This window comes from Roseomonas sp. FDAARGOS_362 (assembly GCF_002754815.1).
In the GTDB taxonomy this organism is placed as follows: Bacteria; Pseudomonadota; Alphaproteobacteria; order Acetobacterales; family Acetobacteraceae; genus Roseomonas; species Roseomonas mucosa.
In genome coordinates this window covers 4,022,065-4,046,431 of sequence record NZ_CP024588.1, presented here as the reverse complement: position 1 = coordinate 4,046,431, position 24,367 = coordinate 4,022,065, and the positions used below count along the sequence as shown (strand labels likewise).

The window sequence follows — 24,367 nt, the reverse complement described above, 5'->3', positions numbered from 1 at the left end:
GGCTGCCGGGAGGCTTCGCGCATGAGCCGTTCCGGCGAACCGGGTTTCCGCCTCCTTCCCGCCACCCTGCCGGACAGCTATCCGCCCAGTGCATGGACCGACACAAACCTGCTGTGCGTCCAGTCGGTTTCCTGTAAATGAGCGGCATTCTCATTTAAAAGGCGTTGCCCCTTGTCCGGCCTCACCACGCCGAGCCGCTGGCCAATGGCGCGCTCCCCGAATTCCCGCACGGCGCATGAGCTGGTGCCGGCCCCCGGCAGGGAGCCGCTGCCGCGCGACCGGAAAGCCCCCCATCCCCCCGGCACAGGAACCGGCACCCGCTTCCTGACGCCGTCCCTGGCGCGCCACCTGCCGGACCTCGTCCTCGTCGCTTTCGTCGCGATCCAGCTCCTGCCCTTCCTGTCCGCCTTCCATCAGACCGCCGACGACAATTTCTGGCAGTACGTCACCCTGACCGAGCTCGACTCGCCCTGGGAGCTGACCACGCGGCTCACTCGCATCGCGGAGGACCAGGGGCGTGTCGGCATGTATCCCGCCATGCCGCTGGTGCTGCTGGGAACCATGCTGCCGGAATTCGCCTGGGGCCGGTTGCTGGTCGTCCTCTGTTTTGGCCTGACGTTGCTTTGCTTCTGCCACCTCTTCGCCCAGCGCTTCCGGCTGCCGCTGACGCGCGCCGCGCTGCTGCTGACGGTTTGCACCCTGCCGATGGCGGCGCATCACCTGCCGCCCAATGCCTATCCGCTGATGCTCACCCTGCCGCTTCTGGCGCTGCTGGCGATCCATCTCCGGCTGGCCCGCGTCGCGCAGCTCTCCGCACCGGCCGCCCTGGCCGCCGGGCTGGGCCTCTTCGCCGCGACCATGCTGCTGGAATACGCACTGTTGGAAGGGCTGGGGCTGGCCCTGCTGGCGCTGATCGCGTCCCGGGCGCGCCGGAGCCGGGAGATGTGGATACAGGGGGCAGCGCTGCTGGCCTCGGCGGCCGTCCATTTCGGCTACCGCATGGTCTTCCCGAGCCACTATCCGGGCACGATCGCGGAGGCCCTGCCACTGGCCGACATCCTCCACCTGCAATTCCTGCATACCGTCAACGGCACCGTCTTTCCGCACCTCACCATACCCTTCCCGGCGCCGGAGGATATCGCCCCCGCCATCCTGCTGCTTGCCATGGGGGCCTGGCTGGCGGCGCGGCTGCTGCCGGCCCTGGCCGCGCGGCTGGACAACGGGCTGGCCGTACGGGTCCTGCTCGCCTGCCTCGCCTGGGCCTGGCTCAACACGCTGGCCCATGCCTTCACCCAGAAGTACCAGTCATGGTGCCGGAACGGCGACTGCACCTATGTCGACTCCCGCCTTTCCGCGCTGAGCCTGGGCATCGCCGCGGCCATCGGCCTCGCCCTGCTGCTCCGCGGCGCGGCGCGGCACGGCCCCGTCCGGGCCCGGCGGGCGGTGCTGACCTGCGCGCTGGGGCTGGGCCTGCTCGGCAGTGCCACCTTCCTGCACAACCGCGCCTCCGCCCGGCTCATGGCGGAAAAGGAGGGCGCCTTCGACCTCCTCCGCGAGAGCGCCTGCCAGGTGCCGGACCGGATGGGGCACGATCCGCTGGTGCTGCAGGCGCTGTCGCGCACCGTCCTCTGGCCGACCGATCCCGGTGGCGCCAGCAGCAGCACCTATCTCACGACCTACCGGGACGCGCTGCCCCGGCTGGGTCTCGCCTGCCAGCCTCTGTCCTTCCGGCCCACGCCGCGGCGGGCCGAGTTCCTCGGCTGGTCCCCCCGTGAGCGCGGAGGGCGCTGGTCCCTGGCCGGGTCTGCGGTGCTGCGCCTGCCGGTCAGGCCGGACACACGCGGCGCGATCCTGACGCTCTCGGCCTATGTCCCGCCCGGCGGTGCGCCGCAGCGCGTGACCATCCGCGATGCCGGAGGACGGGCCTGCCGGATGTCCCTGGAGTTCACCAGGGCGCAGCGTGTCTTCCTGCCCTGGCGCGATGCGGCCCCGGGCTCGATGGTGACGCTGCTGCTGGAAACCCCGGATGCCACCAGCCCCCGGCAGGCCGGGGCAAGCGAGGACAGCCGTGTGCTGGGGGTCTTCCTGTCCGGCGTGAAGCCTGTCCCCGCCGCGCCGGAAGGTGGCAAGGGCGGGAATGGCACGGACGCGGCCCTCGACCTGGGCCGCTGCATGGACGGAGGCTGACCGGCTTCGCGGCGGCAAGGCGGGCCGGTGCCACATGGCCCCGGCCCCATGCTCCGGATGATAAGGCGGTCGGTTCAGCCCGCCGCCTTCAGCCCTTCGCGCAGCTTGTTCTCCTGCTCCGCCGTCAGGTTGGTGCGCAGCACCGTCCCGCCGAACTCGGACATGGCAGGCAGGACCTTGTCCGCCGTCACCTTGCGCACCAGCACGCAAAGCGCCGCGCCCCCGGGCGGCAGCGCCTGGGTGGCGTCCTTCAGGAAGTTGTCTTCGATGCCGACATCGGTGAAGTAGCCGCTCAGCGCTCCCGCCCCGGCGCCGACGGCGGTGCCCAGCAGCGGGTTCAGGAAGAGCAGGCCGATCAGCGTGCCCCAGAGCGCGCCGGAGGCCGTGCCTGCCAGGGTGGTGTTCACCAGCTGGTTCAGCTTCACGTTCCCGTCCGGCTGGCGGACGGCGACCACGGCGTCCCCGATCTCGACCAGGTACTCCTTCTGCAGGCTCAGCAGCTTCTGACGCGCGGCCTCGGCCGTCTGCTCGTCCGGATAGGCGATGATCACCAGATCCGCCATGTCCTTGCTCCTCCATCTCCGATGGGCGATCCCGCGCCGGAGGCTCCGGCAGGGCTCCGGCCATAGAAGGCGACAGGAGCCCGGGCGTTGCAATCCCGGTCGCGCCGGCACCCCGATCACGATGGGAGGGCGGACAGGCCAAGGGCGGAACCCATGGGTCCCGCCCCTTCCCTTATCTGCCATGCCGCAGGGGCCGCCCGTGGCGGCCGGGGATCACTCCGCCGCGACGGGCGGGGCATAGACGGCGGCGCGGCGCATGCCGTTGGCCACCACGGCGATCAGGCCGATCACCACGACCAGGGCGACGTAATGCGCCGGCCCCATCGCGTTGAAACCCGCCAGCGTGCCCACCGCCATCGGCGTCAGCCCACCGAAGACCGCATAGGCCACGTTGTAGGAGAAGGACACGCCGGTGAAGCGCACCTCCCCGGGAAAGGCCCGCACCATCACATAAGGCACCACGTTGATGATCCCCACCGTGGCCCCGGCCACCGCGTAGAGCGGCACCAGGTTGTCCGGGTTCGCCGCCGTGCCGACATAGAGGGCATAGGTCGCGGCGATCAGCAGCACCGTGCCCACCAGTGTCACCATGACGGTGTTGAAACGGTCCAGCAGCACGCCCACCAGCACGGCGCAGATCGTCAGGGTCAGCGTCGCGAGGCTGCTGCCGATCAGCGTCGTGGTCGCGGGGATGCCGTGCAGGCGCTGCATCAGCGAGGGCGTCAGCAGGATCACCACCACGATGGCCGCGGTCAGCATCCAGGTCACCGCCATGGAGACCACCACCGAGGCGCCATGGCCGCGCAGCACCTGCTTCAGCGGCATCTCCCGCACCACCGCCTTGCGGGCGCGCATCGCCTCGAAGACCGGCGTCTCGTGCAGCCAGCGGCGCAGGTACATGGCGATCAGGCCGAAGATCCCGCCCACCACGAAGGGCAGGCGCCAGGCCCAGTCCAGGATCTCGGCCTGGGTGTAGGCAAGGTTGATCGTCGTGGCCATCAGCGAGCCCAGCAGGATGCCGCCGGTCAGCCCTCCGGTCAGCAGCCCGCAGGCCAGGCCCACGCGGTTGGCCGGGACGTGTTCCGCCACGAAGACCCAGGCGCCCGGCGCCTCGCCCCCGATCGCGGCGCCCTGGAAGACGCGCATCACCAGCAGCAGCACGGGCGCGGCATAGCCGATCGAGGCATAGGTCGGCATCAGGCCGATCAGCAGCGTCGGCACCGCCATCATCAGGATGGACAGCGTGAACATGCGCTTGCGGCCGGTCTTGTCGCCGAAATGGGCCATGATGATCCCGCCCAGTGGGCGCGCCAGATAGCCGGCGGCGAAGATGCCGTAGGTCTGCAGGTCCCCCAGCCATTTCGGCATGTCGGTCGGAAAGAACAGGTTGCTGATCGTGACCGCGAAGAAGACGTAGATGATGAAGTCGTAGAACTCGAGAGCGCCGCCGAGCGAGGCAAGGGCGAGGGTCTTGGCGTCCTGGCGTGTCAGGCTTCGGTCTGTTGCGTTCTCGGTCATCACACGGGTCCATGGATCGGGCACCCGCACCCGGCGACGGAAGACGTTTCCTTTCGCGGGCGCGGCAAGCCACGCAATATTGCATCGCGGCAGACATGCCACCAATGCCGCTCCCTCCACTCGGCCCTGTCCCCAGGGCGGGGCTCGCCTTGAGGCGGGGCAGCAGCGGCGCTGATGCCGGGGATCAGGATTATGCGCTGGACCGGCGTTGCCGCCCGGCGCAGAAGGCGGTCGCCATGCCACTCGATCCCGCCCTGCTCGCCGCCTACCTGCTGGCCTGTCTGGTCCTGGTGCTGACTCCGGGGCCGGACATGATGTTCGTGCTGGGCCAGACACTGTCCGGCGGGCCGCAGCGCGGCTGGGCGGCGGTGCTGGGCATCGTCTGCGGCGCCTTCTGCCATATCGTCGCCGCCGCGTTGGGTGTGGCGGCCATCCTGGCGGCGGAGCCCATGCTCTTCGCCCTGCTGCGCCTCGCCGGCGCCGCCTATCTGGTCTGGCTCGGTCTCGGGGCGCTGCGGGCCGCCTGGCGCGGCGAGGCCGGCATCGCTCCCGCCACCCCCTCCACCGGAACCCCGCCCCACCTCCAGGGCACACGCCTCCAGGGGCAGGGCCGCATCGTGCTCCAGGGCATGCTGACCAACCTGCTCAACCCCAAGGTCGCGCTGTTCTTTCTGGCCTTCCTGCCGCAGTTCGTGGCACCCGGCCTCGCCCCGGCCTGGCTCCAGATGCTGCTGCTCGGCCCGCTCCTGCCCCTTCTGGCAGTGCCGCTCTTCGCCGTGCTGATCGCCGGTGCCGGCCGGGCCGTCAGCCGCCTGAACCGCTCCGCCCGCGCCACGCGCTGGCTGAACGGCCTCGCCGGCACGATCTTCCTGGGCCTGGGCCTGCGCCTGCTGCTCGATCGGCGGTAGGGACTGGAACAAATCCACGCACTGTTCTGGCAGGTTCCGTGGGCGCATCATCCTAATGGATGAGGGACAACACAAATTAATTTTATCCAGGCTTTTTCTCAGGACTGTCCTGTTCAATCCATGAAAAGCTATTTTTGAGATACTCCCTGGAATTGACCAACCCGTGATACGGCATCGCAATGACTTCCATTGCCAGACCAATAGGGTCAGGCGAATCGGGGAGAATCATTGTGGCGATCTACTATGGTGACACCAGCGGCGTTCTGAGCGGCTTCCAGCATGCTAGCGCACAAGTCCTGGTCGGTGACCACGTGAATGGGACTTGGCAATCCGTCACCAACCGGCTCTACGGCGACGCCTATTCCATCACCAGCTTTGCACATGGTGGCGACGACACGCTGGTGGGTGGCTACGCCGACCTGCTGGATGAGATCATCTATGGCGATGCCTATGTCATGGACCGGTTCAGCGTCGGCGGAAATGACATGATCCTGGGCGGCGGCTCCGGATCACATGCCCGTCCCACCATTTATGGCGATGCCTACGAGATGCATGGCTTCTCCAGAGGAGGAAACGATCAGATTATCGGCAACAGCGCCACCGTCTATGGCGATTCCGCCAAGCTGGACGGCTTCACGATCGGCGGCAATGACGAGATCGAAGGCGGCGTCCGCTACGGCTCCATTGTCGGTGACGGTGCCCTGTCGGGCTTTGCCAAAGGTGGCGATGACCGGATCACAGTCACGTCGGGCGTCTCTGAGGTCTATATCTCTGGCGATGGGGCTCTGTCGGGTTTCGCCCGGGGCGGAAATGATCTGATCATAGGCGGCAACAACTCTGGCTATCAGATCATCTCTGGTGACGGGTCGCTGAGTGGCTTTGCGCGCGGGGGCGATGACATCATCATTGCAGGCAGCAATTCCTACAACCTGATCTCCGGCGATGGCTCAAAATCCGGGCAGGCGGTGGGTGGCAGTGACACCTTCGTATTCAATCCTGGCATCACTCAAAACCGGATCCTGGACTTCGAGCAGGGCAAAGATCACATTGACCTCACCGGCTTCGCCAGCCAGGGCGTGCATGGCCTGGGTGACCTGACCATCCACACCGGTAGCGTCGCGCTGGGCAATGGCCAGACGATTCAGGGCAGTTCAATCGACTTCGGCACCTACAACTACATCGCAGTCCTTGGCGTTGAGCATCTGACCTCCTGCGATTTTATCTTCGCCTGAAGGAAGCCCAATGGAAGGGGCGTTTGCCGCCCCTTCCATCCAAGAATTGAAGTCCCGCCAGACGGGCGCCGTTTTTCCAGCCAGTGTCCTCACATCTCCGCCGGACTGAACCGCCCGTGCCGTTCCACCATCCCGGCACTGGCCTCGTTCAGCCCGACCACCTCCACGCGCAGCCCGTGGCGGCGCATCTTGTTCACCACGCCCTCCAGCGCGCCGACGGCGGTGATGTCCCACAGGTGCGCTCCGGTCAGGTCGATCACCACCTGCCGCGCCACCGCGTCGCGCAGGTCGAAGGCATCGGCGAACATCTCGGCGGAGGCGAAGAAGACCTGTCCCTTCACCCGGTAGGTCCGGGTCCGGCCGGCCTCGTCATAGGCTTTCTCCACCTGCATCAGCCGCATGACCTTGAAGGCGAAGAAGACGCCGCTCAGCAGCACGCCGACGAAGACGCCCATCGCCAGGTTGTGCGTCACCACCACCACCGCGACGGTGGCCAGCATCACCAGGCTGGACAGGCGCGGATGCGCCGCGAGGTCGCGCAGCGAGGACCAGGAGAAGGTGCTGACCGAGACCATGATCATGATGGCCACCAGCGCCGCCACCGGCACCTGCGCCACCCAGGGCCGCAGCAGCACCATCAGCACCAGAAGGAAGGCCCCCGCCACGAAGGTGGAAAGCCGCCCCCGCCCGCCATAGCGCAGGTTGCCCACGGTCTGCCCGATCATGCCGCAGCCGGCGATGCCGCCAAAGGCCCCGACGGCGATGTTGGCGATGCCGAGCCCGGTGCATTCGGCGCGCTTGGAGCTGTTGGTTTCGGTCCAGTCGTCCACCACCCCGGCGGTCATCATGGATTCCAGCAGCCCGACCATCGCCATGGCCAGCGCATAGGGGAAGACGATCCGCAGCGTTTCCAGGTTCAGCGGCACCTGCGGCCAGACCAGGGACGGCAGGGAATCCGGCAGCCGCCCCAGATCCGCCACGGTGCGCAGCGGCATGTCCATGCCCATGGAGACGACCGTCAGCACCAGGATGCAGATCAGCGGCGAGGGGATCGCCTCGGTGACGCGTGGCACGAGGTAGATGATGGCCAGCCCCAGCGCGATCATCGCATAGGTGTGCCAGGTCACATCCATCATCTGCGGCAGTTGCGCCGAGAAGATCAGGATGGCCAGCGCGTTCACGAAGCCCGTCCGCACCGAGCGCGAGACGAAGCGCATCAGCACGTCGAGCTTCAGCAGGCCGAAGACCACCTGGATCGCCCCGCAGAGCAGCGTGGCGGCCAGCAGGTATTGCAGCCCGTGCGAGGAGACCAGCGCGGCGGCCACCAGCGCCACGGACCCGGCGGCGCCGGAGATCATCGCCGGCCGGCCGCCGGCGAAGGCGATCACGATGCCGATCACGAAGGAGGCGAAGAGCCCCACTTCCGGATCGACCCCCGCGACGAAGGAGAAGGCGATCACCTCCGGGATCAGGGCGAAGGTCCCGACCATGCCGGCCAGGATTTCGCGGTGGAGGCTGCCGCCGGTCCATTCGGCCCGGTAGCGCGCGAGGTCGAAGCTCATCGAGGAAAACTCATCAGGGGAAACGGTCCCGGTTTTCTGGGCCGTGCCGCGAAGCGGGATGCGGAGGACGGCCGCGAACCATCCGCGCCCGGGAATCCATGCCGCGGAAGCCTAGGTTCCGGGAGCCGGATGGCCCGCCACCCTCCAACCGTCGCTCGCAACAGGCGAACATGGGCCGCCGCATCCGCTGCGGCGGTTCGAGACATGCCGGCGTTGCGGGCGCGGACTACATGGGGCTGGTGATCCCTGTGGCATACCGACTGGCACGAGCATGAAGCGTGCCGGGGCCGGAGGCCCGATTTTGCGGCGCGGCAGGGGTAGACCCTGCCGCCCGCCGGCGCAACCTGCCCCCCCCCTTTCCCCCGTCCCCCGAGGCTTCGCCGGAGGCGGCCTCCGGCGGAACCGCGACGGCCCTCAGAGGGGCGCGCAGACGGCACGTAGCCAGGCGGCCGCCTCGGGCGCCACCTCCGCCAGCGCGGGAGCGACCTCCGACGCGACGCGGGCCTGATAGACATCCACCCATTCCCGCTCCGCCGGCGTCAGCAGCCCGGGCTGGATCAGCCGCCGCTCGTAGGGAGCCAGGGTCAGCGTCTCGAAACCCAGCCAGGGCCGCCCCGAGAGCCCCTGCCCTGCCGAGCGCACCAGCAGCAGGTTCTCGATGCGGATGCCATAGGCCCCGGGCAGGTAGAAGCCCGGCTCGTCGGACAGGATCATCCCCTCCTCGATCGGCACCGGCTTCGCCGCCCGCGAGAAGGCAACCGGCCCCTCATGCACCGAAAGGAAGGAGCCCACGCCATGGCCCGTGCCATGGTCGTAGTCCATCCCGGCATCCCAGAGCGGCCGGCGCGCGATGGCGTCGAGATGCGGCCCCGCCACCCCCTTGGGGAAGCTCAGCGTGGCCAGGGCGATATGGCCGCGCAGCACCCGCGTGTAGCGTTCCCGCAGCTCCGCCGGCGCCTCCCCCGGCCCGGTCCAGAGCGTGCGCGTCACATCCGTGGTGCCGTCCAGGAACTGCGCGCCGCTGTCGATCAGGTAGCACTCGTCCCGCCCGATCGCCCGGTCCGTCTCCGCCGTGACCCGGTAATGCACGATCGCCCCGTTGGGCCCGGCGCCCGAGATGGCGGGAAAGGATTCCGCCCGGAACAGCGGCAGCGCCCGGCGGAACTCCAGCAGCTTCTCCGCCGCCGTGATCTCGCTCTGCCCGCCTTGCGGCGCCGCCCCGGCGAACCAGTGGAGGAAACGCGCCAGCGCCACCGCATCCCGCGCATGCGCCGTCCGCGCGCCTGCCTGCTCCACCGCGTTCTTGCGCGCCCGGGGCAAGCGTACCGGGTCCTCGCCCGCCACCACGGTCGCTCCGGCCTCACGCAGTCGCATGGCGAACCAGGCCGGCGTCAGGTCGGGATCGACCCGCACCCGCCGTCCCGCCAGTACGCGCAGCGCCTCCGGCCATTCCTCCGGCGCGCGCAGCGCCACGGCATTGCCCAGATGCGCGCGCAGCGCCTCGTCCACCTTCGCCGGGGCGATGAACAGGTCCACCGTCCCATCGGCCCGCAGCAGGCCCTGCGACAGCGCCAGCGGCGTGTTCTCCAGGTCGCCGCCCCGGATGTTCAGCAGCCAGGCGGTGCTGTGCGCATCGGCCAGCACCGCCGCGTCCTCGCCCGCCGTGCGCAGCGCCGCGGCGGCTGCCTCGCGCTTTTCCTCCGCACCCTGCCCGGCCTGTTCCGCCGCCTGCGGCACGGCGCGGGCCAGTGGCGGCGCGGGGCGGTCGGCCCAGGCGGCATCCAGCGGGTTGCCGTCCAGCGGCACCAGCTCGGCGCCGCAGGCCGCCAGCTTCTCCACCGCCGATTCCGGCATCAGCCGCGGGTCGTAGCCGATGCGCCGTCCCTTCGCATGTTCGCGCAGCCAGTCCGCCGCCGGTTCCTCGGTGATATGCCGCCGCTCCCAGAGCGCCGGATCGGTCTGCGCCGCCGCCTGGGTGGTGTAGCGGCCGTCGGTGAAGACCGCCGCCCGTTCCGGCAGCACGATGGCCAGCCCGGCACTGCCCGTGAAGCCGGTCAGCCAGGCCAGCCGCTCCGCCGAACCCGGCACGTATTCGCCCAGATACTCGTCCGAGCGCGGCACCACGAAGCCCTCGACCCCGGCAGCCGCCAGGTTCCGGCGCAGCGCCTCAAGCCGCTCCCCGGGTGACGACGTGGGCGGCACGACGGCTCTCACGGCTGCGCGACCTTCGTAAACGACATGTTTCACTCCTATTTCATGCTTCCGGCGCATATCTAAACAGCCAGATCGGCACGAGCAAAAGCGGCGGGCAGACCTATTTTGCACTGCATAACGCGCGGCGCGGCGAAGCGAGTCGAAGACAGAACGACCGGAAGCCACGAACCGCGCCGCGAAAGGAACGCTAGTCATGAATACCCGGATCAACCAGACCGAAGCCGCCCTGATGATGCCGATGCCCGCCAACGCCCAGGCCGAACGCATCCAGGCCCTGCGTCAGCAGGCCCTGCAGCAGAGCGACAGTGGGATCGGCCGCTGGTTCCGCAGCCTGACGCTCCGCCTCTCCGAGGGCCTGCAGCGCCGCCGCGCCATGGCCGAGCTGCAGGAGCTGACGGATCGCGAGCTGGCCGATATCGGCCTTGTCCGCTCCGACATCCCGCACCTGTTCGACCGCATGGCGCAGCAGGAGCAGAAGGTGGCGACCCAGGCCCCCGTGTCGCGCCCGGCCAACGACTTCAACCGCAAGCGCGCCGCGGCCTGAAGCGGCGCCGCAGGGCCAGCCCTGCGGTAAAGACATAGAACTTTACCAGTCACGGCAAAAGGGACGGTTCTCCGTCCCTTTTTTCGTGCCCGCAGCCCGGTGGCGGAAAAATTTCGCCTGTCATGCTGCGGTGCAAAAATACCGGCTGGAAAGGCCCCGAGGCCCAGCCGCAGGGGGGATGTGCCGCCTTCCCGCCCTGCCCTTCAGCGCCTGCGCAGGACCAGGGTGGACCAGGCCCCGAGGTCGATCCGCCGCTCCAGCACCAGCCCGCAGCGGCGATGCGCCGCCAGCACCATCCGCACCTGGGTGCCGAGCAGCCCGGCCAGGATCGCCGTGCCCCCTGGCGCCAGATGCGTGGCGAGGTCGCGCGCCATGGCGCAGAGCGGCCGCGCCAGGATATTGGCGAAGACGAGGTCATAGTGCCCGTTGCGCACCACCGGGTCGCGCCAGCCATCCGCCAGCTCCGCCCGGAACAGCCCGCGCAGCCCGTTCATCACCCCGTTCTCGGCCGCCACCCGCACCGACCAGGGCTCGATATCCGTGGCAAGGACCTTCCGGTGCAGCAGCTTCGCCGCCGCCATGCCCAGGATGCCCGAGCCCGTGCCCAGGTCCAGGATTCGGCGCGGGCGGCGGTGGGCCACGGCCTCGAAGGCCAGCAGGCAGCCGCGCGTGGATTCGTGCTCGCCCGAGCCGAAGGCTAGGCCGGCATCGAGCCGCAGCACCAGCCGGTCCCATTGCCGCGGGTTGGGCAGGTGCGTTGGTCGGATGGTGAAGCGCCGCCCCAGCGCCTGCTCCGGAAAGGCTTCCACGGTGCGGGCCAGCCAGCCCTCCGCCTCGGTCGGGTGCCGCTCCGGCGCCCCGGCATCGAAGCCCGAGACCGCCGCCGCCAGGGCCAGCGCCGCGCTCAGCGCCGCCTCGTCGCCGTTCTGCTCCCAGACGCCTTCCAGCCGCCAGGTCTCCTCCAGTGGCGGCTCGCGGAAATAGCCGACGGTGCGGCAGAGGCTTTCCAGCGCCGCCTCGTAATAGGGCACCGCCTCGTCCGGGATGCCGGTCAGCACCAGCGTCTCCAGCGGGATGGCCCAGCGCGTGTTGCCCTGGGTCGGCCAATGCCCCGGCTTCTGCTGGATGGCGGTCTCGCTGCTCATCAGGCGCGCTCCACGAAACGGTCCAGCACACGCTTGCTGCCGGTCTTCTCGAAATCCACGTCCAGGCGGTCATCCTCCACCCGGGTCACGCGTCCGTAGCCGAATTTCTGGTGGAAGACGCGGGTTCCGACGGTCATGGCATCCTTGCGCGCCGGGCGCGCCTGCACCTCCCAGGCCCCCTTCTCGGAGAGTTTGGTCTCCATGATCCGCGGCCGCCCGGCGCTGATCGGGCCGTGCGCGAAGACGCTCGGCGCCGTCGCCATGCGCTGCCGCTGCATGGCCGAGGAGCCCTCGACCTCCACCGCCTCGCGCGGCAGCTCGTCCAGGAAGCGCGACGGGATGGCGGCCGACCAGTTGGCATAGATCCGCCGGTTCGCCGCGTGGCTGATCACCGCGAGCTTCCGCGCCCGGGTGATGCCGACATAGGCGAGGCGCCGCTCCTCCTCCAGACCCTTGGTGCCGCCCTCGTCCAGCGCGCGCTGGTGCGGGAAGAGCCCCTCCTCCCAGCCCGGCAGGAAGACGAGGTCGAACTCCAGCCCCTTGGCCGCGTGCAGCGTCATCAGCGAGACCTTGGCCTCCGAGGCGTTCTCGTCGTTCTCGGTCACCAGCGCCACATGGTCGAGAAAGCCCGCGAGGCTCTCGAACTCGCCGATCGCGCGCAGCAGCTCCTTCAGGTTCTCCAGCCGGCCCGGCGCCTCGGCCGACTTGTCCTGCTTCCACATCTCCGTATAGCCGCTCTCGTCGAGCATGGTGGCCACCGTCACCACATGCCCCTCGCGCGCCAGCATTTCGCGCCATCGCGCGAAGCCGTCGAACAGCTCGCGCAGCGCCGCGCGCGGCTTGGGGCGGAAGGCATCGGTGCGCGCCAGCTGCTCCGCCGCCACGGCGAGCGGGATGCCCTGCTCGCGCGCCGCCACATGCATGTGCTGCAGCCCGCTGTCGCCCACGCCCCGGCGCGGCGTGTTGACGATGCGCTCGAAGGCCAGGTCGTCGCTCGGCTGGTGCAGGATGCGCATATAGGCCATGGCGTCGCGCACCTCGGCCCGCTCGTAGAACTTCAGCCCGCCCACGACGCGATAGGGCACGCCGAGCACGATCAGCCGCTCCTCGAAGGCCCGCGTCTGGAAGCCGGCGCGCACGAGGATCGCCATCTCGCCCGCGCTGATCCCGTCGCGCTGTGCCTGCTCGATGCGCTCGCCGACCATGCGGGCCTCCTCCTCGGAGTCCCAGAGCGAGACGATGCGGACCTTCTCGCCCTCCGCATCATTGCGCCCCGGCCGCAGCGTCTTGCCCAGCCGTCCCTCGTTCTTCGCGATCAGCCCGGCGGCGGCGGCCAGGATCGGCCGCGTGGAGCGGTAGTTGCTCTCCAGCCGCACGATCCTCGCACCGGGGAAGTCCTTCTCGAAGCGCAGGATGTTCTCCACCTCCGCGCCTCTCCACGAGTAGATCGACTGGTCGTCGTCGCCCACGCAGCAGATGTTCCGGTGCCCCTGCGCCAGCAGCCGCAGCCAGAGGTACTGCACCGTGTTGGTGTCCTGGTACTCGTCCACCAGGATGTAGCGGAAGCTGCGGTGGTACTGCGCCAGCACGTCGGGCTGGGTTCGCAGGATCTCCGTCATGTGCAGCAGCAGGTCGCCGAAATCGACCGTGTTCAGGTCCCGCAGCCGGGACTGGTAGGCCTCGTAGAGCTGCCGCGCGCGGCCATTGGCGAAGTCGCTGTCCTCCGCCGGCGTCACCCGCTCCGGCGTCAGGCCGCGGTCCTTCCAGCGCTGGATCACCGCCATCAGCCCCTGGGCCGGCCAGCGCTTCTGGTCGATGCCGCCCGCCGCCTCCATCACCTGCTTCAGCAAGCGGAGCTGGTCGTCCGTGTCCAGGATGGTGAAGGAGGAGGTCAGCCGGACATATTCCGCGTGCCGCCGCAGCATCCGGGCGCAGAGCGCGTGGAAGGTGCCAAGCCAGAGCCCCTCCGCCGGGCGGCCCAGGATATGGGAGACACGCTCCCGCATCTCCCGCGCCGCCTTGTTGGTGAAGGTCACCGCCAGGACTTGGTTGGGGAAGGCCTTCCGCGTCATCAGGATATGGGCGAAGCGCGTGGTCAGCACCCGCGTCTTGCCCGTCCCCGCCCCGGCCAGCACCAGCAGCGGCCCGTCCACCGTCTCCACCGCCGCCCGCTGCTCCGGGTTCAGCTTGCCGAGGTAGTCGGGTTCCGGCAGGTTCCGCAGCCCGCCCCCCGTGGCCGGCATCACGTCGCGGCTGTCGCTCATTGGCAGCGTCCCCTCGATCCGGCGCCGCAGATTCGCTTGCCATCGGTCCAGCGTGCCCCGTCCAGGACGGCGGAAGACAGGTCCGCCCCGTCCAGCACCGCGCCCGTCAGGTCCGCGCCGCTCAGATCGGCCCGGAAGAGCCGCGCGCCCCGCAGGTCTGCCCCGGCCAGCTTCGCCCCGTCCAGCATCGCCCGCGTGAAGTCGGCCCGGCGCAGGTTGGACCCGCTCAGGTCCGCCTGGCTCAGCAGGGCGGAGACGAAGCGAGCCTGCTGTCCGTCGATCCCCCGCAGCACCGCCCCGACCATGTTGGCGCGGGAGAAGCTGGCATCGCGCAGCACCGCCCCCGCCAGATCGGCATCCGGCAGGTCCCGCCCGTCCAGCAGGCAGCGCCGCCAGTCCACCCCGGGGGCGGGCAGGTCGTTGCAGGCGGCGCGGGCGGGTGCCGCGACGGCCAGGAGGAACAGGGCGAGGAGGATCGGAAGGGCGGGGCGCACGCCACAGGATATAGAACGCCAGGGGAACGCGGTCGAGGAAGCCCCGCGCCGCCGCCTCCCGGTCTGCCCTATTTCGGGAAATACCCCGCCAGGTTCCGCCGCACCCGCGCCAGCACGTCCTCCCCCACGGGCGGGAGCTGGAAGCGCTGGCCGGTGATCATCTCGAAGGCCCGGACATAGACGGCGGCGGTCTCCAGGATCACCTCCTGCGGGATCTCCGGGATCGCGTCCTTGTAGGGGTCGCAGCGCGCCACCACCCAGTTGCGCACGAAATCCTTGTCGAAGCTCTCCGGCTTCCCGCCCCGGCCGAACAGCGTCCGGTAGGAGCCGAGCAGCCAGTAGCGGCTGCTGTCCGGCGTATGGATCTCGTCGGCCAGCACGATGTTGCCGTCCGTGTCCGTGCCGAACTCGTATTTCGTGTCCGCCAGGATCAGCCCGCGTTCCCGCGCCAGCTCCTGCCCGCGGGCGAAGAGCTTCAGCGCATACTCGCTCAGCGTCTCCCACTGGCTCTTCGACAGCAGCCCGCGCTCCAGGATCTCCTCCGCCGTCAGCGGCTCGTCATGCCCGCCGTCGAAGGCCTTGCTGGTGGGCGTGATGATCGGCTCGGGCAGCTTCTGGTTGTCGCGCAGTCCGTCGGGCAGCACATGCCCGTACATCCGCCGCTGGCCCTTCTTGTAGAGCGTCAGGATCGAGGTGCCCGTCGTGCCGGCGAGATAGCCGCGCACCACCACCTCCACCGGCAGGATGGACAGCTTACGCCCCACCACCACGTTCGGATCGGGGTATTCGACGACATGGTTCGGGCAGATGTCGCGCGTCGCCTCGAACCAGTACCGTGCCGTCTGCGTCAGCACCTGCCCCTTCAGGGGAATGGCCGCCAGGATGCGGTCGAAGGCACTGATCCGGTCGGTCGCGATGATGATGCGCTTCCCGTCCGGCAGGTCGTAATTGTCCCGCACCTTGCCGCGATAGTGGTTCGGCAGTTCCGGAATGGTCGCGTCGCGAAGGGTCTGCTGCGCGTGCGCGGCGAGTTCTGAGAGATCCATGCCTGGTCTCGTCCCCGGAGAGAGGGCCCCCAGCCGGTGCCGTCCCGCCAGGATGGCGCCGGCGGCGGGGGAAGTGATGTGCGGCTATGCCCCGGCGCCGGGCAGGAGGGCAATGCCCGTCATCACCGGCACCATCCGCCTTGCCTCGTGCCCCGCCCGGCCCATGGGTCAGCCCAGGGGAAGGCCGCCCCCGTGATCATGGCAGGATCGCCCCCGCCCGGCCCGCCGGACAGGACGGATTTCGCCGCATGTGGCGCCCAGGAGGATGGTTCGCTCCGCGGAGCAGGCCAGGCGCGCCCGGCTCAGGAGGCCGCTTCGGGCACCCTGTCCAGGCCCCCCGTTTTCAGGCCCCCCGTTTTCAGGCGCCCCGCTTCAGGCGCCCCGCTTCAGGCACCCGCCTGGCCCACCTGCCGGCTGGCCGCCTCGGCCTTGCCTTCCTCCTCCACGCCGGATTCGCTCGCCGGATCGGCGGGGCGGGACGGGCGCACACCCAGGATATGGGCGATGGCATAGGTCAGGTCGGGCCGGTTCAGCGTGTAGAAATGGAACTCGTCCACGCCATTGGCCTGCAACAGCCGCACCTGCTCCGCCGCCACCACGGCGGCCACCATGCGGCGGGTCTCGGCGTCGTCGTCCAACCCCTCGAACAGCGCCGCCATCCAGTCCGGCACCGAGGCGCCGATCCGGGCGGAGAAGTTCCGCATCTGGTTGAAGTTCGAGACGGGCATGATGCCCGGCACGATCGGCACGGAGATGCCCGCCGCCAGCGCCCGGTCGATGAAGCGCAGGAAGGTCTCGGTGTCGAAGAAGTACTGGGTGATCGCCCGGGTCGCCCCCGCGTCGATCTTGCGCTTCAGGTTGTCGAGGTCGGCCTCGGCGGAACGTGCCGAGGGATGCGTTTCCGGATAGGCCGCCACCGAGATCTCGAAGGGCGCGACCCGCCGCAGCCCCTCCACCAGATCCGCCGCATAGGCATAGCCCTGCGGATGCGGCACGTAGTCCGGAGCCCCGGCCGGCGGGTCGCCGCGCAGGGCCACGATGTGCCGCACCCCGGCATCCCAGTACTGCCGCGCCACGTCGTCCACCTCGCCGCAGGAGGCCCCGACGCAGGTCAGGTGCGCCGCGGGCGTCAGCGCGGTCTCGCGCACGAGTCGCGACACGGTGGCGTGGGTGCGCGCCTGGGTGGTGCCGCCCGCGCCATAGGTGACGGAGACGAAGCGGGGCGCCAGTGGCTCCAGCCGCCGGATGCAGGCCCAGAGCTGGTTCTCCAGCGCCTCCGTGCGCGGCGGAAAGAACTCGAAGGACAAGGCCGGAGCCGGCAGGGCGGCCGGGGCCGGCAACGCGCCGAAGCGTGGCCCGGTCAGCCAGCGGCCCAACGGGTTGGCGCCCGGATGGATGCCGGGATCATGGCCTGGGCTGGCACCGGAAGCGCCGGCACCGGGGGTCGCGACATGGTTCATGCGCCTCCTCATAGCCTGTCCGTTCCCGGGTGGCACCGTCTCCTTTTTGGTTCCACCCGTTTTTCGGCGGGACATCGCCGGCCGGACCCGCCATCCTGTCGCGATATCTTGTCCGGGCCGCAGTTCGTCCTTTCGCCGTCCCGGTGGTAAGGCGAATCATCAATGATGTCTCATCGGAGCCTGTCCGAAACAATGCGTTCCTTCCGCCTTCTGGCCATTACGCTGGTGCTGGGCATGAGCGCCTGCGCCACGCGCCCCGATCCGTCCGACCCGGAGGCGGTCGCCGAATTCCAGCAAACCAACGACCCGATCGAGCCGTTCAACCGCGCCATGTTCGACGTGCACCAGGGCATCGACAAATACGCCCTGCGCCCCGCCGCCCTGGGCTACCGCGCCGTGCTGCCGCAGCCGGTGCGCGACGGCGTCCACAACGCCATCGGCAACCTGAAGGCGCCGGTCATCTTCATCAACGACGTGATCCAGGGCGAGGTCGGCCGCGCCCGCGACACGCTGACCCGCTTCATGCTGAACAGCACGGTCGGGCTGGGCGGCCTCTTCGATGTCGCCGCCAGCATGGGCCTGCCCGCGCATGACGCCGATTTCGGCATCACTGCCGGCAAGGCCGGGGTCGGCGAGGGCCCCTACCTCTTCATTCCGCTGCTCGGTCCCTCCAATCCGCGCGACCTGACCGGCTATGGCGCCGGCATCGCCGCCAACCCCTTCACCTATCTCACCTTCGGCAGCGACGGCCTGAACTACGCCTATGACTACGGCGTGCCGGTGCTGGGCGGGCTCGACACCCGCGAAAGGCTGATCGACACCATCGACGCGATCAACCGGACCAGCCTCGACCCCTACGCCACCTACCGCTCCGGCTACCGCCAGCAGCGCAACGCGCAGATCGCCAGCACCGGCGCCGCCCCTGCCCCGGGCCCCGCCAACCCGACCGCCGCCAGCACGGGCATCGGCGTCGGCACCCGCATCCCCGGCGCCGCGCCGAGCCTGGACAGGCGGCAGCCGGCGCCGCCTTCCCGCCTGCCCACGAACTGAGGCCGGAACTCCCGGCGAAGCACCAGGGGCCGGGGCTCATCGGGCCACCTCTTCCCTCTCCGGGGCCTCCCCCGGAGGCCCCCTCTGGAAGAACGCGCCGAGGGATGGCAAACCCGTGACCCGATAGCCGCTTTACCCAGGAATCCGGGCAGGCGGCCCGGACCGCGTCAACCTGAGGGTTGGCCGGCCCGGACCGCACGGCCGTCCGGGACACCGGCGCCGGCAACCCCGGGGACCAGCCCCTGGCCTGGACCCCCCCTCCGGCCGACAGAGAATTGCGGAAGACGATATGACAAGCCCCATGACCCGACGCCCGCTGCTCCTGGCCGCCCTGGCCCTGCCCGCCGCGCTGGCCCTCCGCCACCCGGCCCTGGCCCAGACCGTGGACCCGGGCCGCGCCACCGCCTTCATCCAGAGCACCGGGCAGGAGCTGGTGGCGGCGATCAACGCCAATACCCCAGTGGCACAGCGCCGCCAGCAGGTGGCTGGCGTCCTGCGTCGCTCCGTGGACATCCAGGGCGTCGGCCGCTTCATCCTGGGCCGCTGGTGGCGCCAGGCCAGCCCGGCCGAGCAACAGGAATACATGCGCCTCTTCGAGGAGACGCTGATCCGCAACCTGTCCGCCCGTTTCGGCGAGTATCAGGGCGTCCGCTTCTCGCTGGGCCGCGCGCAGCAGCGCACCGAGGACGACGTGCTGGTGAACACCATTATCGAACGCCCCAGCACCGCGCCCTTCACCCTCGACTGGCGGGTCAGCGATGTCGGCGGGCAGCCGAAGATCGTGGACGTCATCGCGGAAGGGGCCTCCCTGCGCCTGACGCAGCGGTCCGAGTACTCCTCGGTCATCAGCCGCAACGGCGGTCGCGTCGCCGCCCTGCTGGATGCCATGAAGCAGCAGATCGCCCAGCTCCAGGCCCAGGAAGGGCGCTGAGGCAGGCCGACTTCCGGCCGGGGAAGGCCATGGCCCTCCCCGGCCGCGTCAGATTTTGTCGGAAAGGCTCAATCTTCCGGCTTCCGGGTGGAAGCCCGGTTCAGCGGATCGCGCCTGTCCCCGGCCCGCCGCGCGCCTGGGAGCCGCTGCTGCTGTCGTCACGCGGCGTGGCGCCCGGCATTGCCTGCGTCGTCGGGTTGAAGTTGTTGTTCAGGCTGTCCCGCGGGGATCGGTCGGCCTGCGGCATCGGGCGGTCGGGGCCGCTACAGGCGGCGAGTGAAATCAGGCAACCCGCGATCACCAAAGGCTTGTACATCCTCGTCTCCTAAGGGGAGCAGGGGAATGCCGGCCCCGGCGGCCGGCCCGTCGCTCCGTTCGCTAAGCGATCCGAACGGCGTCTTCGCCATGTCACAAGCGCGTGTTCACGTGGCAACGGGCACGGCCTGGGGCGTCGGGGGCTCAGACCGGCTTCTGCTCGCCCCTCCGGCGGCTCTCATAGACCATCATCCGGTGGCCCTTGTTCATGAAGCTGTCCGCCGGGACCATGCCGATATCCGCCAGTACGGCGCGCGAGCCCTGGTTGGTTTCCCGCGCCACGGCGATGATCCGCTCCAGTCCCGCCCGATGCCCGAAGGCCAGGGCGGCGGCGGCGGCCTCCCGCGCATAGCCGTGGCCGCGGCATTCCGGCCAGAGCGCGAAGCGCAGCGCCACGCCACGCCCGTCCGGCCTCTCCATCAGCCCGGCGATGCCGAGGAAGGCCTCGTCCTCCTGCCGGTGGACACACCAGGTGCCGTAGCCGCGCACGGTCCAGAAGTCGATGTCGTCCTCCATCTCCTCCCGCGCGCGCTCCGGGCTTCGTACGCCGTGCAGCATGATGGCGAAGACCCGCTCATCTGCCTTGAGCGCGGTCAGCTCGGGCAGGTTCTCCCAGCCAACGGGCAGGAGCAGGAGGCGCGGCGTCCGGACCAGCCGGGACAGCCGCAGGGAATCGGAGGAATGGAACATTGTGGACGTGACACCAGGGGGCCGGCTCCGCCATCCCACCCCTGACCGGGGGCAAGGCGGCGGGCTCACCGGAAGGAGGACGGGAACCCGTCCCCCACGCGCTCAGCGCGTGAGGGGCCGGTACTTGATCCGGTGCGGCTCGTCGGCCGCGGCGCCCATACGTCGCTTCTTGTCGGCCTCATAGGCCTGGTAGTTGCCCTCGAACCACTCCACGTGGCTGTCGCCCTCGAAGGCCAGGATGTGGGTGGCCAGCCGGTCCAGGAACCAGCGGTCGTGCGAGATGATCACCGCGCAGCCCGCGAAGTCCTGCAGCGCCTCTTCCAGGGCGCGGAGCGTGTCCACGTCCAGGTCGTTGGTCGGCTCATCCAGCAGCAGCACGTTGTGCGGGTTCTTCAGCATCTTCGCCAGATGCACCCGGTTCCGCTCGCCGCCCGACAGCACGCCCACCGGCTTCTGCTGGTCGCCGCCCTTGAAGTTGAAGGCGGCGCAATAGGCGCGCGAGGGCACGGACCGCTTGCCCATGGTGATCATGTCCTGTCCGTCGGAGATTTCCTGCCAGACGGTGCGCTTGTCATCCAGGCTGTCGCGGCTCTGGTCCACATAGCCGAGCTGCACGGACTCGCCGACGATCATCCTGCCGGAATCCGGCTGGTCCACGCCGGTGATCATCTTGAACAGCGTGGTCTTGCCGGCGCCGTTCGGGCCGATCACGCCGACGATGCCGCCGGGCGGCAGCTTGAAGCTCAGGTCGTCGATCAGCAGCCGGTTGCCGAAGCCCTTGCGGATTTCCTCGGCCACGATGACCGTGTTGCCCAGGCGGGGCGCGGGCGGGATCTGGATCTCGGTCGGGTCGGGCGCCTTGTCCTGGCTCTTGAGCAGCAGCTCCTCATAGGCCTGGATGCGCGCCTTGCTCTTGGCCTGGCGGGCGGAGGGGCTGCGCCCGATCCATTCCTGCTCCTCGGCCAGTTGCCGCTGACGCGTGCTCTCCTCCTTCTCCTCCTGCTTCAGCCGCTTGCGCTTGGCCTCCAGATAGGAGGAGTAGTTGCCCTGGTACGGGATGCCGCGGCCGCGATCGACCTCCAGGATCCAGTTGGTCACGTTGTCCAGGAAGTAGCGGTCGTGGGTCACCACCAGCACCGCGCCCGGATACTCGCGCAACGTCTTTTCCAGCCAGCTCACGCTCTCGGCGTCCAGGTGGTTGGTTGGCTCGTCGAGCAGCAGCAGCTCCGGCTTCTCCAGCAGCAGCTTGCACAGCGCCACGCGCCGCCGCTCGCCGCCCGAGAGATTGGTCACCGGGCTGTCGAAGGGCGGGCAGCGCAGCGCGTCGAGCGCGATCTCGACGGTGCGGTCGATCTCCCAGCCATTGGCGGCGTCGATGCGCTCCTGCAGCTCGGCCTGCTCGGCCAGCAGGGTGTTCATCTCGTCTTCCGTCATCTCCTCGGCGAACTTCATCGAGATCTCGTTGAAGCGCGCGAGGTCGGCCTGCACCGCGGCGAAGGCGCCCATGACGTTCTCGCCCACGGTCTTGTCGGGGTCGAGATGAGGCTCCTGGCTCAGATAGCCTACACGGACGCCCTCGGCCGCCCAGGCCTCGCCGCCATATTCCTTGTCCTGCCCCGACATGATGCGCATCAGCGTGGACTTGCCGGCACCGTTCGGGCCCAGCACGCCGATCTTGGCATCGGGCAGGAAGCTCAGCGTGATGCCCTTGAAGACCTCGCGCCCGCCCGGATAGGACTTGGTGAGATCCTTCATCACATAGACATACTGGTAGGCGGCCATGGCGCGGTCTTTCAGGCAGAACGTGGAAGGATTTACGGCCGGTTCTACCGGCTCGGCCCCGCAGCGTCGAGCATCGGCATCGTTGCCGCGGGTCCGGAATGGGGCTGCTTCAGCGCCGCCGCCCGCTGCGGCAGGGATCGCCACCTCGGCCGGCTCCCCGCGGAATGCGGGTGGGCGCGTGGAAATCCGGCGGCCGTCCTGCGATCCAGCGCAGGAAATCCGCCAGCCGCGCCTCACCCCGCAGCGCCTTCGGATCGGAGAAGTGCCGCGCCAGCTCCGCCTCGCTGAAGCGGGCATGGATGGCGCTGTGGCAAATCTGGTGCAGCCGTACCGTCCCCTTGTGCGTGCCGCCCTTGAGGCGGGGGATCAGGTGATGGCGGCTGGAGCGCGCATGGACCGGGATCGGCCGCAGGCACAGGGCACAGACCATCTCCTCCCCCAAGGCCGGGCCGGGTGGCGGGTGCTGTCGTTCCGGGGGGTCAGGGCGTCGCGTGCGTCGTGACACCGGCGTCATATGGGGCGTTTGCCGCGCGCCGGAAGACGGCGTGCCATGCCCGGGCCGCGTGGCACGGTCCCGGCGCGCAGGCCGGTTGCCCGGAAGCCCTGCTTCCCGGCGCGGTCCGGCGGCAGCGGGCGCCAGCGAAAGCAGCTCCAGGGCGCATGGCGCCCGGGCGGGGTGGGGCACGGGGGCGAGGCGGAACCTTGCCCCCAAGTCCCGGAAGGGTAACGCCGCCTCCGACAAGCGAAGGTCGGAGGTAGGGTTGCCCCTTCGGGATCAGCCGTTGCTCGCGGCGGGCTTGGCCGCATGGTGCCGCGTGGTGCGGCTGCGCTGGGTGCGATGGGCGGCGGACTTGTGCTTCGCTCCCGTTGCGGGGCTGGCAGCGGGCGCTGTCACCGTGGCGGGTGCATTGCTGTCGCTGGACTGCGCGAAGGCCGGCACGGAGACCGTGACGAGGCCAGCGGCCGCCAGAGCCAGGAACATGTGACGTAGAGACATGAGAGGTCTTCCCTGAGATTCTCCGGCTCCCCCGGCCGGATGGCGGAACGGAACCACGAAAACCCGACGCCCTGCGTGAAGCCTTGGAAAGCCCGTCTCCATGCCGCATGCACGAGGAAGCGGAAGGGATTGACACCATCCCCTCCGCTTCCGTTCGCGAGAGTGCCTCAGCGGCTGTTGGTGGTGCCCAGTGCGCGGCTCGCCGCCGTCCCCGAGGGATTGCTCGGCGTGCCGTCGGACTGTGAAGGATAGGCGCCCGAGGTATTGGTCCCGGCGGCCCGGTCCACCGCCCGGCTGGCGGCGGTGCCCGGCGGGTTGCTGGAATGCCGCCTGGCGCTGCTGCCGGTGGCGTGGTGGCGGCTTCGCTGCGTCGTCGTGCCGTCCGTGGCGCGCTTGGCGGCCCGGCTGGCCGCCGTCCCCGAGGGATTGCCGGGCTTGCCGTCGGACTGGGACGGATAGGCGCCCGAGGTATTGGTGCCGGCGGCCCGGTCCACCGCCCGGCTGGCGGCGGTGCCCGGCGGATTGCCAGGGGTGCCGTCCGCTGTCTGTGCGAAGGCTGGCGCGGCAGCCGAGACCAGCCCGGCCGCGGCCAGACCCAGGATTGCGTTGCGCAGGAACATGGCTGAACTCCCTCATCTCGCCGGCTGATCGCGGCCGGTATCAAGACAGGAAGCTCTCACGCCGTGAGACAGTTTCGTGAGGGCTTGGAAAGATCGCCGCCTGCAAGGGGCAGGAGGCTGGTTCCCTCCTGCCCTGCCCGGAGAAGACACCGGGCGGGGCCGGAAAGGTTCAGCCCAGCCCAGCCAGCACCTTGGCCGTGGCGCCACTGATCTCGCCGAGCTTCTCGCCCGCCGCGACCCGCGCCTGGGTCTTCATGCCACGCTCCTGCCGGGTGATCGCCTCACGCGCCTCGGCCTCCGCCTCGGCGGGCGGCAGCACCAGCACGCCGGACTCGTCGCAGAGCACCGCATCGCCCGGCATCACCACCACGCCGCCCATCGAGACCGGCACGTTCAGCCGGCCGCCCAGGTCGTAGATCCGCGTGGTGATCGGCGCCTGCCCCCGGCACCACATCGGGAAATCGGAGGCCTCCACCTCCTCCAGGTCGGTGCAGGGCCCGTCCACCACGCCGGCCTTCGCACCCGCCGCCTTGGCCGCCACGGTCACGCCGCCGCCCCAGCAGGCGTGGCGCACATCGCCCAGCCGGTCCACCACCAGGATGTCGCCCGGGCGCAGCAGGCCCAGCGCATGGTGCAGCAGGGTGGAATCCGGCCCCGGGATCTGTACCGTCACCGCCGTACCGGCCACCCGCCTGTGGCGCAGCAGCGGCTGCACGCCCCGGTCCACGAAGCCCCAGTGGCGCCAGTGGCCCACCGTGGCGGTCTCCGTCTGCTCCAGCAGCGCGATCACCTCGGCGCTGATTTGCGGCGCGCTCTTCTCCACGACGTATTTCGGCATTCTCACC

Annotated in this window: 22 protein-coding genes; 6 read left to right on the top strand and 16 right to left on the bottom strand. The window is 69.7% G+C overall.

Annotation, left to right across the window (positions count from 1 at the left end; translation table 11 throughout):
* The first annotated feature begins 171 nt into the window (after positions 1-171).
* Positions 172-2,187, top strand: a complete 2,016-nt coding sequence (locus CTJ15_RS23030) for a hypothetical protein (RefSeq protein WP_126281948.1) — start codon at positions 172-174, stop codon at positions 2,185-2,187.
* Positions 2,188-2,261: 74 nt separating this feature from the next.
* On the opposite strand, the gene CTJ15_RS23025 is transcribed toward CTJ15_RS23030, so the two are convergent.
* Entirely contained in the window at positions 2,262-2,750 is a 489-nt protein-coding gene (locus CTJ15_RS23025) for a DUF1269 domain-containing protein (RefSeq protein WP_019459427.1), read from the bottom strand.
* 213 nt (positions 2,751-2,963) lie between these two features.
* Positions 2,964-4,268, bottom strand: a complete 1,305-nt coding sequence (locus CTJ15_RS23020; protein WP_099782283.1) for an MFS transporter — start codon at positions 4,266-4,268, stop codon at positions 2,964-2,966.
* Between the two features lie 149 nt (positions 4,269-4,417).
* Here CTJ15_RS23020 and CTJ15_RS23015 point away from each other — a divergent pair, with 149 nt between their 5' ends.
* Together CTJ15_RS23015 and CTJ15_RS23010 are read left to right on the top strand one after the other, a co-directional pair.
* On the top strand, positions 4,418-5,176 hold the full coding sequence (locus CTJ15_RS23015; RefSeq protein WP_019459429.1) for a LysE family translocator: 759 nt from the start codon (positions 4,418-4,420) through the stop codon (positions 5,174-5,176).
* 230 nt (positions 5,177-5,406) lie between these two features.
* Entirely contained in the window at positions 5,407-6,408 is a 1,002-nt protein-coding gene (locus CTJ15_RS23010) for a hypothetical protein (protein ID WP_075821916.1), read from the top strand.
* A gap of 89 nt (positions 6,409-6,497) precedes the next feature.
* Here the strand turns inward: CTJ15_RS23010 and CTJ15_RS23005 are convergent, their stop codons facing one another.
* Together CTJ15_RS23005 and CTJ15_RS23000 are read right to left on the bottom strand one after the other, a co-directional pair.
* Positions 6,498-7,970 (bottom strand): SulP family inorganic anion transporter, encoded by a 1,473-nt coding sequence (locus CTJ15_RS23005; protein WP_019459430.1) that lies wholly within the window; start codon positions 7,968-7,970, stop codon positions 6,498-6,500.
* A 414-nt stretch (positions 7,971-8,384) separates the two neighbouring features.
* Entirely contained in the window at positions 8,385-10,241 is a 1,857-nt protein-coding gene (locus CTJ15_RS23000) for an aminopeptidase P family protein (protein ID WP_226946038.1), read from the bottom strand.
* A gap of 136 nt (positions 10,242-10,377) precedes the next feature.
* Between CTJ15_RS23000 and CTJ15_RS22995 the strand changes: the two genes are divergently transcribed.
* Positions 10,378-10,728 (top strand): DUF1127 domain-containing protein, encoded by a 351-nt coding sequence (locus tag CTJ15_RS22995; protein ID WP_019459432.1) that lies wholly within the window; start codon positions 10,378-10,380, stop codon positions 10,726-10,728.
* A gap of 203 nt (positions 10,729-10,931) precedes the next feature.
* On the opposite strand, the gene CTJ15_RS22990 is transcribed toward CTJ15_RS22995, so the two are convergent.
* The 5 genes from CTJ15_RS22990 to metF form a co-directional block, all read right to left on the bottom strand.
* On the bottom strand, positions 10,932-11,873 hold the full coding sequence (locus tag CTJ15_RS22990) for a 50S ribosomal protein L11 methyltransferase (protein ID WP_058389710.1): 942 nt from the start codon (positions 11,871-11,873) through the stop codon (positions 10,932-10,934).
* Positions 11,873-14,137, bottom strand: a complete 2,265-nt coding sequence (locus CTJ15_RS22985; protein WP_226946037.1) for an ATP-dependent helicase — start codon at positions 14,135-14,137, stop codon at positions 11,873-11,875. The genes CTJ15_RS22990 and CTJ15_RS22985 overlap by 1 nt, the downstream gene beginning before the upstream one ends.
* Complete coding sequence (locus tag CTJ15_RS22980; protein WP_099782052.1) at positions 14,134-14,631, bottom strand: pentapeptide repeat-containing protein; 498 nt, start codon at positions 14,629-14,631, stop codon at positions 14,134-14,136. Before CTJ15_RS22980 ends, CTJ15_RS22985 begins: the two co-directional genes overlap by 4 nt.
* Before the next feature lie 68 nt (positions 14,632-14,699).
* Positions 14,700-15,677, bottom strand: a complete 978-nt coding sequence (locus tag CTJ15_RS22975) for a phosphoribosylaminoimidazolesuccinocarboxamide synthase (RefSeq protein WP_019459436.1) — start codon at positions 15,675-15,677, stop codon at positions 14,700-14,702.
* A 386-nt stretch (positions 15,678-16,063) separates the two neighbouring features.
* Positions 16,064-17,137 carry a methylenetetrahydrofolate reductase [NAD(P)H] gene (metF, locus tag CTJ15_RS22970; protein WP_099782051.1) on the bottom strand — a complete coding sequence of 358 codons (1,074 nt, stop codon included), beginning with the start codon at positions 17,135-17,137 and terminating at the stop codon, positions 16,064-16,066.
* 192 nt (positions 17,138-17,329) lie between these two features.
* On the opposite strand from metF, the gene CTJ15_RS22965 reads away from it, so the two are divergent.
* Together CTJ15_RS22965 and CTJ15_RS22960 are read left to right on the top strand one after the other, a co-directional pair.
* Positions 17,330-18,187, top strand: a complete 858-nt coding sequence (locus tag CTJ15_RS22965) for a VacJ family lipoprotein (protein ID WP_019459438.1) — start codon at positions 17,330-17,332, stop codon at positions 18,185-18,187.
* Between the two features lie 301 nt (positions 18,188-18,488).
* Positions 18,489-19,118 carry a phospholipid-binding protein MlaC gene (locus tag CTJ15_RS22960; RefSeq protein ID WP_019459439.1) on the top strand — a complete coding sequence of 210 codons (630 nt, stop codon included), beginning with the start codon at positions 18,489-18,491 and terminating at the stop codon, positions 19,116-19,118.
* A gap of 100 nt (positions 19,119-19,218) precedes the next feature.
* Here CTJ15_RS22960 and CTJ15_RS22955 read toward each other — a convergent pair whose 3' ends face one another.
* The 7 genes from CTJ15_RS22955 to CTJ15_RS22925 form a co-directional block, all read right to left on the bottom strand.
* On the bottom strand, positions 19,219-19,434 hold the full coding sequence (locus tag CTJ15_RS22955) for a hypothetical protein (protein WP_058389708.1): 216 nt from the start codon (positions 19,432-19,434) through the stop codon (positions 19,219-19,221).
* A 143-nt stretch (positions 19,435-19,577) separates the two neighbouring features.
* Positions 19,578-20,123, bottom strand: coding sequence for a GNAT family N-acetyltransferase (locus CTJ15_RS22950; protein ID WP_019459441.1), 546 nt, complete (start codon positions 20,121-20,123; stop codon positions 19,578-19,580).
* A gap of 102 nt (positions 20,124-20,225) precedes the next feature.
* On the bottom strand, positions 20,226-21,905 hold the full coding sequence (gene ettA, locus CTJ15_RS22945) for an energy-dependent translational throttle protein EttA (protein ID WP_075821381.1): 1,680 nt from the start codon (positions 21,903-21,905) through the stop codon (positions 20,226-20,228).
* 109 nt (positions 21,906-22,014) lie between these two features.
* Entirely contained in the window at positions 22,015-22,335 is a 321-nt protein-coding gene (locus CTJ15_RS22940; RefSeq protein WP_226946036.1) for an HNH endonuclease, read from the bottom strand.
* Between the two features lie 345 nt (positions 22,336-22,680).
* On the bottom strand, positions 22,681-22,902 hold the full coding sequence (locus CTJ15_RS22935; RefSeq protein WP_126281947.1) for a hypothetical protein: 222 nt from the start codon (positions 22,900-22,902) through the stop codon (positions 22,681-22,683).
* Positions 22,903-23,069: 167 nt separating this feature from the next.
* Positions 23,070-23,522, bottom strand: a complete 453-nt coding sequence (locus CTJ15_RS22930; RefSeq protein WP_075821378.1) for a hypothetical protein — start codon at positions 23,520-23,522, stop codon at positions 23,070-23,072.
* Positions 23,523-23,691: 169 nt separating this feature from the next.
* Complete coding sequence (locus CTJ15_RS22925; protein ID WP_019459446.1) at positions 23,692-24,360, bottom strand: RraA family protein; 669 nt, start codon at positions 24,358-24,360, stop codon at positions 23,692-23,694.
* Positions 24,361-24,367 lie beyond the last annotated feature (7 nt).

What these genes read in the sequence shown, in the direction of transcription:
- CTJ15_RS23025 (WP_019459427.1), bottom strand. Translation starts at nt 2,750, where the DNA reads ATGGCGGATCTGGTGATCATCGCCTATCCGGACGAGCAGACGGCCGAG.
- CTJ15_RS23020 (WP_099782283.1), bottom strand. Translation starts at nt 4,268, where the DNA reads ATGACCGAGAACGCAACAGACCGAAGCCTGACACGCCAGGACGCCAAG.
- CTJ15_RS23005 (WP_019459430.1), bottom strand. Translation starts at nt 7,970, where the DNA reads ATGAGCTTCGACCTCGCGCGCTACCGGGCCGAATGGACCGGCGGCAGC.
- CTJ15_RS23000 (WP_226946038.1), bottom strand. Translation starts at nt 10,241, where the DNA reads ATGCGCCGGAAGCATGAAATAGGAGTGAAACATGTCGTTTACGAAGGT.
- CTJ15_RS22995 (WP_019459432.1), top strand. Translation starts at nt 10,378, where the DNA reads ATGAATACCCGGATCAACCAGACCGAAGCCGCCCTGATGATGCCGATG.
- CTJ15_RS22990 (WP_058389710.1), bottom strand. Translation starts at nt 11,873, where the DNA reads ATGAGCAGCGAGACCGCCATCCAGCAGAAGCCGGGGCATTGGCCGACC.
- CTJ15_RS22985 (WP_226946037.1), bottom strand. Translation starts at nt 14,137, where the DNA reads ATGAGCGACAGCCGCGACGTGATGCCGGCCACGGGGGGCGGGCTGCGG.
- CTJ15_RS22975 (WP_019459436.1), bottom strand. Translation starts at nt 15,677, where the DNA reads ATGGATCTCTCAGAACTCGCCGCGCACGCGCAGCAGACCCTTCGCGAC.
- metF (WP_099782051.1), bottom strand. Translation starts at nt 17,137, where the DNA reads ATGAACCATGTCGCGACCCCCGGTGCCGGCGCTTCCGGTGCCAGCCCA.
- CTJ15_RS22965 (WP_019459438.1), top strand. Translation starts at nt 17,330, where the DNA reads ATGCGTTCCTTCCGCCTTCTGGCCATTACGCTGGTGCTGGGCATGAGC.
- CTJ15_RS22960 (WP_019459439.1), top strand. Translation starts at nt 18,489, where the DNA reads ATGACCCGACGCCCGCTGCTCCTGGCCGCCCTGGCCCTGCCCGCCGCG.
- CTJ15_RS22955 (WP_058389708.1), bottom strand. Translation starts at nt 19,434, where the DNA reads ATGTACAAGCCTTTGGTGATCGCGGGTTGCCTGATTTCACTCGCCGCC.
- CTJ15_RS22950 (WP_019459441.1), bottom strand. Translation starts at nt 20,123, where the DNA reads ATGTTCCATTCCTCCGATTCCCTGCGGCTGTCCCGGCTGGTCCGGACG.
- ettA (WP_075821381.1), bottom strand. Translation starts at nt 21,905, where the DNA reads ATGGCCGCCTACCAGTATGTCTATGTGATGAAGGATCTCACCAAGTCC.
- CTJ15_RS22940 (WP_226946036.1), bottom strand. Translation starts at nt 22,335, where the DNA reads ATGGTCTGTGCCCTGTGCCTGCGGCCGATCCCGGTCCATGCGCGCTCC.
- CTJ15_RS22935 (WP_126281947.1), bottom strand. Translation starts at nt 22,902, where the DNA reads ATGTCTCTACGTCACATGTTCCTGGCTCTGGCGGCCGCTGGCCTCGTC.
- CTJ15_RS22930 (WP_075821378.1), bottom strand. Translation starts at nt 23,522, where the DNA reads ATGTTCCTGCGCAACGCAATCCTGGGTCTGGCCGCGGCCGGGCTGGTC.
- CTJ15_RS22925 (WP_019459446.1), bottom strand. Translation starts at nt 24,360, where the DNA reads ATGCCGAAATACGTCGTGGAGAAGAGCGCGCCGCAAATCAGCGCCGAG.